We start from the raw sequence: 8386 nt of genomic DNA, 5'->3' as shown, positions 1-8386 counted from the left end.
GTCATCCTATATTCTCCTTTTCAGGGGTTCTACTACAAGGATTGACGGTCTATGGACATGCTAAACTGGGAAGAACCCTTAAAATTCTATTATGGGAACCGATGCATCAATGGATGGAACGAATTCACCGTAAACCTAGTCGAAAATCAGCGGGTAGGCGCAAGAAACAGTGAGCTAGTATTTCCGTCACTCAGGGGAAACTACATAAATTTACCAAATGGACAGAGAGCTACCTTCTGGTGGGCAATCGACTTTTTGGTAATGAAAACTAAAACCTTGTTCAGAATTATTCGAAAACTATGCCGCCGACTTTTTATGCAACGCTAGTGACTCTACATAGAATAATATTTTTTTGGCGGATGTACAACTATTTGATTTTTATTACGTTCTATATTATGGATAGAGAAAGAAGGGAGAATCAACCAAAAATTAAGATAGTTTTTATAATATAACGTGTACAAAGGAAAACTCATCGGCTATATTTGATTATAGCTAGAAGTAAACGTTTTCATATCCATGGTTTTTTATTACAGGAGGGCAATGTAGTGAAAAAGAAAAGTCGAAAATCATTGTTCAGTGTAGCATTATCAGCCGTATTATTGGCATCGAGTGTTACCCCGGTGTGGGCCGATGACGCGGGGAGCCCGCCAGCTATTCTATTATCCATAGCGAATCCTATCGGTTCGATAGCTCTTACTTCACAGAGTAAGCTGAATATTCAAGAAGTGAATTTGCTTACCGGCGAAGAGCTGAACACGGTTAGCTTTACAGCAGAGCTTGTCAACGGCTCGGATCGGGATATGCAGTTTGTTGATTATTGGATCCGGCTGAACAGCGGGACGGGAGCGGTCATCGATGTACAGCTGCAGGCCCAGGACAAGGATAAAAACAAGGTAGCGGCAGGCACGTCCCAGCAATTTCATTTTTATGCCAAGGTTAGCAAAGCAACGGCCCTCGCAGACCTGAAATTCCAGGTGATTAAGTGGGATTTCGACGCGCCGAATTTTGAACGGGTTGTCGGTGAAATCGCCGTTCCGGACAGCTATAGTCTGCAGACACCGTCAGACAGCAAGCGGAGTGTTTTGTTATCCGGTGTGCCGATTACAACCTATGTCAAGCGTGTTAATGTCAGTAAGAACGATATAAACTCGCTGCCTACGGTTTCCTTTATGATGGTGAATTCCGGAAGCCGCAGCATCAAGCTTCCTGACCTGCAGTTTACGGTAGAGACGGCGGACGGACTGTCGTACCCTATGAATGTGTCCGGCCTGACCAAGGATACGGTGCTGCAGCCGCTTGAGGATAAGGAAGGCATTTTGACTGCGATCATCCCGCAGGAGGCCGGTCTTGAGGGCTGGAAGCTGAGTGTGAAACAAACGATCGAAGGGGGCGCTTCCGACGGCACGGCGCTGGTTGTGCCTGTTGCTGAATATGATTTGCCACAGGCAAAAGCGGATGATGTGTCCCTTGGCGCGGTGTATGAGTTTAGCAATAAGCATGGAATTTATACGGCCAGCATGACCGGTCTGCATCGTCTTCCGTGGGAGGATGAGGATCTTTTGACGGCCAATGTTATTATCGCGAACCAGGGAACGGAGTCTTTGCCGATTCCGGATTTTACGGGATATTTCGAACTGGACGATGCGACCAAGGTGGAAGCGGTGGCTGTGAATACGGACAAGGTTATCTCACTCAATCCGGGAAGTGAACTGCAATTGCAGCTGATTGGCAAAATTCCGTTTACGACGCAGTTTAAGCGGGTAAAGCTGTTGCTGCAGGAAAATGAAACTGTAGATACGCTGAGCGGAAGTGCGGCCTCCAGCACAGATAAGCCTGTGAAGGTGGATTTGGTGCAATTTTACCATAACTCGGATTTGCTGCAGGTAGGGCTGATTCCGAACGGGGCCAAACGCAAGCTGACGGCCATCGGTCGTCAGGCAGACTATTCTGTACGCTCTGTGATGACATTTACGGGTAAATCCTCGGATATTTATGCCGCTCAGCTTGCGGTAGAGAACCTGGAGAAGCGTCATACCGACATCGCCAAGCTTGTTGCTCATTTCCGCGCGGCGGACGGAACGGTATACCCTGCACAAGTGACCGAGCTGTCTGAGAAAGTTAGACCGGGCGCAACGGGGTTGCTGTATGTATGGAGCAGCGTGCCGAAATCGTATGCCACCGAGGGCCTGCAGCTCTTAATCGGAGATGCCGTGAAGGACGGCAAGCTGGCGGAGAAGGACCCGGACGGGTACGTGAATGCCGCTTCCTTCGTTCTTCCAGCGGAGCAGAAGGAACCGAAAGCATCATTTAAGGAGCTCGAAATCGCCCCTTACACCATATCGATGAGTAATTTCGGCACCCAGCTTAATTTTGTTACAGGTGAAGTTGAATTGAAGTTCGAATATGAACTGACCCATAACCTGCTGATGGAAACGAATATGGACAACCAGAAGCTGATCGTGGAGATGGAGGATACGCGAGGGAAATTCAAAATGTCCCATTATCTCGATTTGGAAACAGGCAAGGATGAGAGCAAGGTGCTGGATCTGGGCTTCCATCAGATGAAGCTGATCAAGGCCGATGAGAATTTGAAATTTAACGTCGAAGATATGGAAAAATATCGCTTGAACGTGTACCACGAATTCCAATCCGGACAGAAGAAGCTGCTGGCCACGAAGGATCTGTATTGGTTTATGTACAATGATTGAGCTTCCGGTATCGGGGAGACGATAGAAGCGAAGGCTGTGGTGTGGTCGAACGACCGCCGTCATGCAGCGAAACAGCGCGCGCTGGGAGCTGCGCGCCGCGAAGAGCCTGTTTTGCGGAGAATCGATAATTTGTCCTGAGAAGACGTTTATGCCGTTCAGCCGCGGCTTCTGTCGGTCACCAAGGGACGCAAAATGCCCGGTGGAGGGAATACCCCTCTGACCGGGCATCGTTTTAAATCGGGGTACCTTGGAGCAGGAAGGTTTGATGAGTCGTCCAGGCCCTATTGTCCGTCTGGTACAACAAATGAAGCCGATCTGCTATAAAAGTGAGATCGATAGGGCGGTTTCTCAGGCTGGCGAGCACATCATGCAGCTCGTCATTATTCAGATTTTGCCCAATCGTCAGATGGGGGTGAAATTCGTACCGGGGATTCGCCACTTCGAGCGGTCCGCTGCAAACCTTGCGGTGCAGCCGGCGAAACGGCTCGGGATCGGCTGTCGCCATGTAAATCACCGGATTGACCGGGTAAAAGGTGGAGAACCGATTGAATGTGATCGGAAAAGGGGCTAACTCAGCAGTCAGCTGGTTCAGGTGAGAAATGATGTGCTGAAGTCCCGTCTCGTCGGTTTCCCCAGCTTCACGAACGGTCAGATGGGGAGGAATCAGGCTGTAATTCGGATCATATCGTTTTCGCAGACTGTTCGCCGTATCTTGAATGGATTTTGGGGGAAACACAGCAATTCCGTATTTCATATTCACGTCACTCCTTTTCGTTTCCTCCTTCTTATTATACCGTTTGCTTCGGCAATCCAACAAATGAAGGTTCAACTTTATCAGAAAATTATGATATAATTGGCTTATCTTTGAAAGGGGAGACTCCAGATGAAGCGGCAAGTACACAGCAATGAAATTAAATCCTCTGTCCTGCAAAAGCTGGCCGAACGGGGCGTAAGCTTGGAGGACATTGCCGAAATTGTATACGAAATGCAATCCCCTTATAACCCGCAATTGAGTATGGAGGCCTGCTTGGACAGTGTACAAGCGGTTCTTGCCAAAAGGGAGCTTCTGCATGCCCTTCTTGTGGGCATTGAGCTAGATACATTGGCTGAGAAAGGCTTGCTTTCCGAGCCGCTCCAGTCGATTGTAGAGAGTGATGAGGGGCTATTCGGCTGCGATGAGACTTTAGCTCTCGGCTCCGTCTTCGGCTACGGAAGTATTGCGGTAACGACCTTTGGGCATTTGGATAAGCACAAAATCGGAATCATTAAGAAGCTGGATACCAAAAACGGAAATGGCGTGCATACGTTCCTTGACGACCTGGTAGCCAGTGTCGCAGCTTCGGCATCAAGCCGGATTGCTCACCGGCAGCGTGATTTGGAAGAGCAGCAGTCAGCACAATCAACATCCTTTTCGCCCAAGGAGCAGGCCGGATGACCACGTCCCTGGATTCGGGAATTTCCCGTTTTCAGGGATTTTTTTGCGGGAAATTGGGGTATCCTGTAGAACAGAGAAGGAAAAAGGAGGAGAGCCGGATGAGGTGGGTGTACTGGGTCAAATTGTATGATTCCAAATTTCAGGCGGGCTGTTTGGCGAAGCGGATGGAAGAGGACTGGTGGATATACGGCTATGAATGCCCTCAAGAGGTCGAAGTCTTCCGGTCTAAAAAGGGACGGTTCGGCGTTCGGTATGTGCTTTAAGATTTGAAAAATTTTCTTGACGGGACCTTTCGGTTTAGTGTATAGTTATATTTGTCGCTGTGAACGGACACTAACAACTGACGCGGGGTGGAGCAGCCCGGTAGCTCGTCGGGCTCATAACCCGAAGGCCGCAGGTTCAAATCCTGCCCCCGCAACCAATTCTCGTTCGGGCCCTTAGCTCAGTTGGTCAGAGCGGTCGGCTCATAACCGATTGGTCGCAGGTTCGAGTCCTGCAGGGCCCACTTTAGCAGAAACCTTGATTTTGCAAGGTTTTTTGTGTTTTTTAGGGCCTTTTATTTATTGCGATTGGTCATAAGCTGCCGTTTCAGTTTAGGCCGGACTCCTTACGCTCGTTTAGCTGATTCAGTTATTTGGCCTTATTCCCCCTCTTTAATTCTTCTTCACATGGCTATTCTACCTTACTTACTTCTTACTTACTTACTCTACGGTTGATTCGCTCTTTCCTGTTGTCTTCCTGTTGTTTACCAACCGTGGTTGAGATTGTAACCGAGATTCGAGCAGATAACCTCCTGATTCGATAATCAGAAGGTTATCCGCTGGGGCTATCCGGTATTCATTTCATGGTTTTACCAGTGGACCCAAATGTTCCCGCTCCCGTCACAGAAGCTGCTGTCGGTGCATTCCATGACAAGCTGAAGGCTTCCAGAGCCGGGATAATATCTGGCAAATTGCTCATACTTGCGATTCGGGGTTCCGACTGTTCCGTAGTCGACGGTGGTTCCGTATTGATCAAGAATATACCAGTTAATCTCGGAGCTGGTTGACCAGCCTTCAATATACACTTCCGCTGTGCTGCCGGTATACAGCTGGCTCGCTGCTGAACGTGCGGAATTGGTGACAAAAATCGTTTCTTCACCGGTTGCATGGACAGGCAGGGCCGTCATAAATACCGAAGCTGCTACGGCGAGCGTCGTAAACCAACGTTTTTTCATTAATGAATCAGCTCCTTTTTTAAATAGATAACACAAATAAATGGAAGTATCTCCTTTCTTTTCATTCATAGGCGCATTTTATGTTAGCATGTATTTATATGGAAAAATATAGGTTGTTCTGGCCGAAATATGATTTTTCTCATTGCCCTGCAAAATTTTTCTCAAAAATTAATGTTATTTTAATAAAAGTGCTTCGGTTTAGGAGTATACTCTCTACATAGACACAACTTTGACAAACTTGGATTGGAGTGATGGGGTATGAAAGCTCTCAAAAATATTTTACAAGGAATCGTGTACGGAATTATTGCGATTGGAGCTCTTCCCTTTCAAATTATTCAAAGCTTCCTGGAGCTATAAGCTTCTCTACTTGAACAAGGAAAGTCCGCTTTCGAGGGCTTTCTTTTTTTATTTGCAGCCTTGTTATTTGCAGCCTTGTTATAGCAGAACAACAGGGCTTGTTTCCCGAGAAATGAAGCTGATAGCAAAAAGCCCTTCCGGCAGGAAGGGCTTTGCTTCTGACTTCCGGTTCTCCTCAAGAGTGAGGAACTGCTGCGGGCGGATTTGCTTCGGCCGCCGGATCGGGAGCAGCAGGCTTGACAGGAACAGCGACCGGCTTGTACTGACTGTCGATATACGTTACTGCTTTGGGATACGTAATGACCTGTGCATACATTTTGTCCGGTTCCGGATAGGATAAGGTGTAATAAATGTGTGCTTGGCCGTTGTTAAATTCAATACGGGTGATTTGGATGGCATAGCCTGAATTCGGCTGAGATCCCCAGGAAAGAGTAACCTTGTTTACCTCGTCGGATACCTTTTCCGTTTCAACAGAAAGCGAAATGGAAGCCAGCTGGCGCGCTTTATATAGCCAATCTGCGGCAAGACCCCGATTCATTTCCTGTGTCGTATCGAATGCAATGGTTCCTTGGGCTGCTGCAGCGCTATCTCTCAGTGCCGCGGTCAGCAGCATGGCATAGTCCTGTGCAGAGATCGTTTGCTGCGGCTGGACATCGGAAGGAATAGGGAGCCCGTTCAAAGAAGCAATAATAAAAGCTTCCGCATTCCAGGCATCATTGGCCACGTTTGCGAAAAAATCGCTCGCCTGCGGAGCCTTGATGAACCGGATGTTGTCGATGTTGAGATCAAGCCCTTTTACAATCATAGGCACAGCCTCGCCATAAGAAACCGGGCCTTTCGGATCGAAGTGGTTGGCGTCAACGCCGTTTACAATTCCGGCCTCTTTCAAGGAGAGAATGCTCTCCTCCTGCGGCGTACCTGCAATATCATCGAAGGCCAGAGAAGTGCTGCCGAAGGATAGTAATAGCAGCAGGGAGAGAGCCCCCTTCCGCAGCCATTGTTTTTGATATGTTTTCATTTTGTTTCACCTCATCATTACTAACGCAGCTCCGTATAAAAATGTTGCAGCAGACCCGGTCCAAGCTTTTATCGGACTGTCGTTATTCTGGTTCTATTATAATTCAACAACCTGCAGAAAAAAATCCTCATTTTTTCATGTGTGCCTTACATAAAAAAAATGATAAAGGGGCATACCTTCCTTAGTAGGATATAAAATGGATGACAGTAAGGGAGGACGTTTGTTTTGATCGAATGGAAGAAATGGCTGATTCCAGCCGCTGCGCTGCTGGCTCTGACAGCTTGCCGTGCTGAGCCGACACAAGGAACAGCGCTGGTTGAGCCGGAGGCGGTCCAGCCGGTTACGGTGGAGATAAAGAACACAAACGGGGAAGCGATTGGTTCGGCTACCCTTAGGCAAATGAAAGCGGGTGTTCAGATTGAAGTGGAGGTTTCCGGCTTAACTCCGGGCTTGCATGGCTTCCATATTCATCAAAACGGAACGTGCGAGCCACCAGAATTTAAATCGGCCGGGGACCACTTCAACCCGGATGGCAAGCAGCATGGCTTTGAGAATCCAAGAGGGTTTCATAACGGAGATTTGCCGAATCTGGAGGTCAATCAGGATGGAAAGGCATCTGCTGTCATGGTCGCCAAAAAGGTTACTTTGGAAACAGGAGCGCCGAACTCGCTGCTGAAGCCGGGCGGAACCTCCCTCATTATTCATGAGAAAGTGGACGATTATAAAACCGATCCGTCTGGTAATTCCGGGGCGCGTATCGCCTGCGGCATAATCAAGTAACCAGCACAAACACCCCGCTCCGTGGCAGGAACTGCCATCGGCTGCAGGGTGTTTGTCTTTTTTGCTCGCTGACACCCGAATCCCTGTGTTAGTACGAGCTGGTATATCCCATAAGCTTATTGCCTGCATATACCCAAGAATCGGGGCAATATGGGAGATGAGGTGTTTGATTCAGGGAGTGCGTGCGATGAGCACAGCCTGAGGCCGGACGAGTACAGCGATAAGAAATAGCCGCTGCCAGATGATTTGCCGGGTACTTGGAAGGCTGCAAGCCGATGCCGGAATGTCAGGTTACACTCGGACGGACTGCTGTAATCTGTGACAGCTTAGAATAATCTGGGGCCGCATCCCCCGGGAAAGAAGGGTCCGGGCGGGCACAAGGGGCGAGGTCTTTCGATCAGGACAATCGCAAGCAGGTCAAACAGAACAAGCGGCAAAAGTAAAGGGAAGAACGAAATGGTTGCCTTGCCGGGGTGATGCGGCTGCTTTGCCGTTTGCAAATAGACCTTGTTTGAAGTCACCTTCACAATTTTACCGCGATAGGTTCCTTGATTCGTTTGGATTTGAACCATCTGGTTCATATATTTTTGGCACAATCTCCGGTTCGTTTGTACGTTCGCCATAAAAACACCTCATTTCCTTCTAATTGCTCTAGTATATGAGTTTACAATCGAGCCGGATTGGGTGTAAACGGCCTAAAATAAGCGTACATTGACTTTTGTCCGGACAAAATCTCTCAGCTTGACATAATCTAGTGCACTAAAACTTAAATATAACAACAGTTAAAAGCAAAGAACCTTGCCTTTATAAGTCCATTTAAAAGGCTTGGCCATGGTGGAGTTGAAGTAGTCGATAAACGCAAACACTTGTTT

At 48.2% G+C, this 8386-nt stretch carries 8 protein-coding genes and 2 tRNA genes; 6 read left to right on the top strand and 4 right to left on the bottom strand.

Features of this window, described 5'->3' with window-relative positions:
- Positions 1 to 545: 545 nt before the first annotated feature.
- Entirely contained in the window at positions 546 to 2708 is a 2163-nt protein-coding gene (locus WBG83_RS21985) for a hypothetical protein (protein WP_336747525.1), read from the top strand.
- A gap of 232 nt (positions 2709 to 2940) precedes the next feature.
- On the opposite strand, the gene WBG83_RS21980 is transcribed toward WBG83_RS21985, so the two are convergent.
- Positions 2941 to 3462, bottom strand: coding sequence for a 2'-5' RNA ligase family protein (locus WBG83_RS21980; RefSeq protein ID WP_336747524.1), 522 nt, complete (start codon positions 3460 to 3462; stop codon positions 2941 to 2943).
- 129 nt (positions 3463 to 3591) lie between these two features.
- On the opposite strand from WBG83_RS21980, the gene WBG83_RS21975 reads away from it, so the two are divergent.
- The 4 genes from WBG83_RS21975 to WBG83_RS21960 all read left to right on the top strand — a co-directional run bounded on the left by WBG83_RS21975 (position 3592) and on the right by WBG83_RS21960 (position 4648).
- Positions 3592 to 4143 (top strand): phosphatidylglycerophosphatase A family protein, encoded by a 552-nt coding sequence (locus tag WBG83_RS21975; RefSeq protein WP_336747523.1) that lies wholly within the window; start codon positions 3592 to 3594, stop codon positions 4141 to 4143.
- A gap of 98 nt (positions 4144 to 4241) precedes the next feature.
- On the top strand, positions 4242 to 4406 hold the full coding sequence (locus WBG83_RS21970) for a hypothetical protein (protein WP_336747522.1): 165 nt from the start codon (positions 4242 to 4244) through the stop codon (positions 4404 to 4406).
- An 81-nt stretch (positions 4407 to 4487) separates the two neighbouring features.
- Positions 4488 to 4564: transfer RNA gene (locus tag WBG83_RS21965), tRNA-Met, on the top strand.
- 10 nt (positions 4565 to 4574) lie between these two features.
- A tRNA-Ile gene (locus WBG83_RS21960) sits at positions 4575 to 4648 on the top strand.
- Between the two features lie 345 nt (positions 4649 to 4993).
- Here the strand turns inward: WBG83_RS21960 and WBG83_RS21955 are convergent.
- A complete protein-coding gene (locus WBG83_RS21955) occupies positions 4994 to 5359 on the bottom strand; it encodes a hypothetical protein (protein WP_336747521.1) in 366 nt (121 codons plus the stop codon).
- A gap of 532 nt (positions 5360 to 5891) precedes the next feature.
- The gene (locus WBG83_RS21950) at positions 5892 to 6734 is read right to left on the bottom strand and encodes a protease complex subunit PrcB family protein (protein WP_336747520.1); all 843 of its coding nucleotides are present in this window, start codon (positions 6732 to 6734) and stop codon (positions 5892 to 5894) included.
- 225 nt (positions 6735 to 6959) lie between these two features.
- Between WBG83_RS21950 and WBG83_RS21945 the strand changes: the two genes are divergently transcribed.
- Positions 6960 to 7514, top strand: a complete 555-nt coding sequence (locus WBG83_RS21945; RefSeq protein WP_336747519.1) for a superoxide dismutase family protein — start codon at positions 6960 to 6962, stop codon at positions 7512 to 7514.
- 326 nt (positions 7515 to 7840) lie between these two features.
- On the opposite strand, the gene WBG83_RS21940 is transcribed toward WBG83_RS21945, so the two are convergent.
- Complete coding sequence (locus WBG83_RS21940; RefSeq protein ID WP_336747518.1) at positions 7841 to 8137, bottom strand: hypothetical protein; 297 nt, start codon at positions 8135 to 8137, stop codon at positions 7841 to 7843.
- Positions 8138 to 8386 lie beyond the last annotated feature (249 nt).

The sequence above is a fragment of the Paenibacillus sp. y28 genome, from assembly GCF_037137075.1.
In the GTDB taxonomy this organism is placed as follows: Bacteria; Bacillota; Bacilli; order Paenibacillales; family NBRC-103111; genus JBBBNV01.
Note: the sequence above shows the minus strand (reverse complement) of the source record. Positions and strands in the feature narration are given on the sequence as shown.

Bases quoted from the DNA above. Each gene is read 5' to 3' on its own strand.
- WBG83_RS21980 (WP_336747524.1), bottom strand. From the start codon at position 3,462: ATGAAATACGGAATTGCTGTGTTTCCCCCAAAATCCATTCAAGATACG.
- WBG83_RS21975 (WP_336747523.1), top strand. From the start codon at position 3,592: ATGAAGCGGCAAGTACACAGCAATGAAATTAAATCCTCTGTCCTGCAA.
- WBG83_RS21970 (WP_336747522.1), top strand. From the start codon at position 4,242: ATGAGGTGGGTGTACTGGGTCAAATTGTATGATTCCAAATTTCAGGCG.
- WBG83_RS21955 (WP_336747521.1), bottom strand. From the start codon at position 5,359: ATGAAAAAACGTTGGTTTACGACGCTCGCCGTAGCAGCTTCGGTATTT.
- WBG83_RS21950 (WP_336747520.1), bottom strand. From the start codon at position 6,734: ATGAAAACATATCAAAAACAATGGCTGCGGAAGGGGGCTCTCTCCCTG.
- WBG83_RS21940 (WP_336747518.1), bottom strand. From the start codon at position 8,137: ATGGCGAACGTACAAACGAACCGGAGATTGTGCCAAAAATATATGAAC.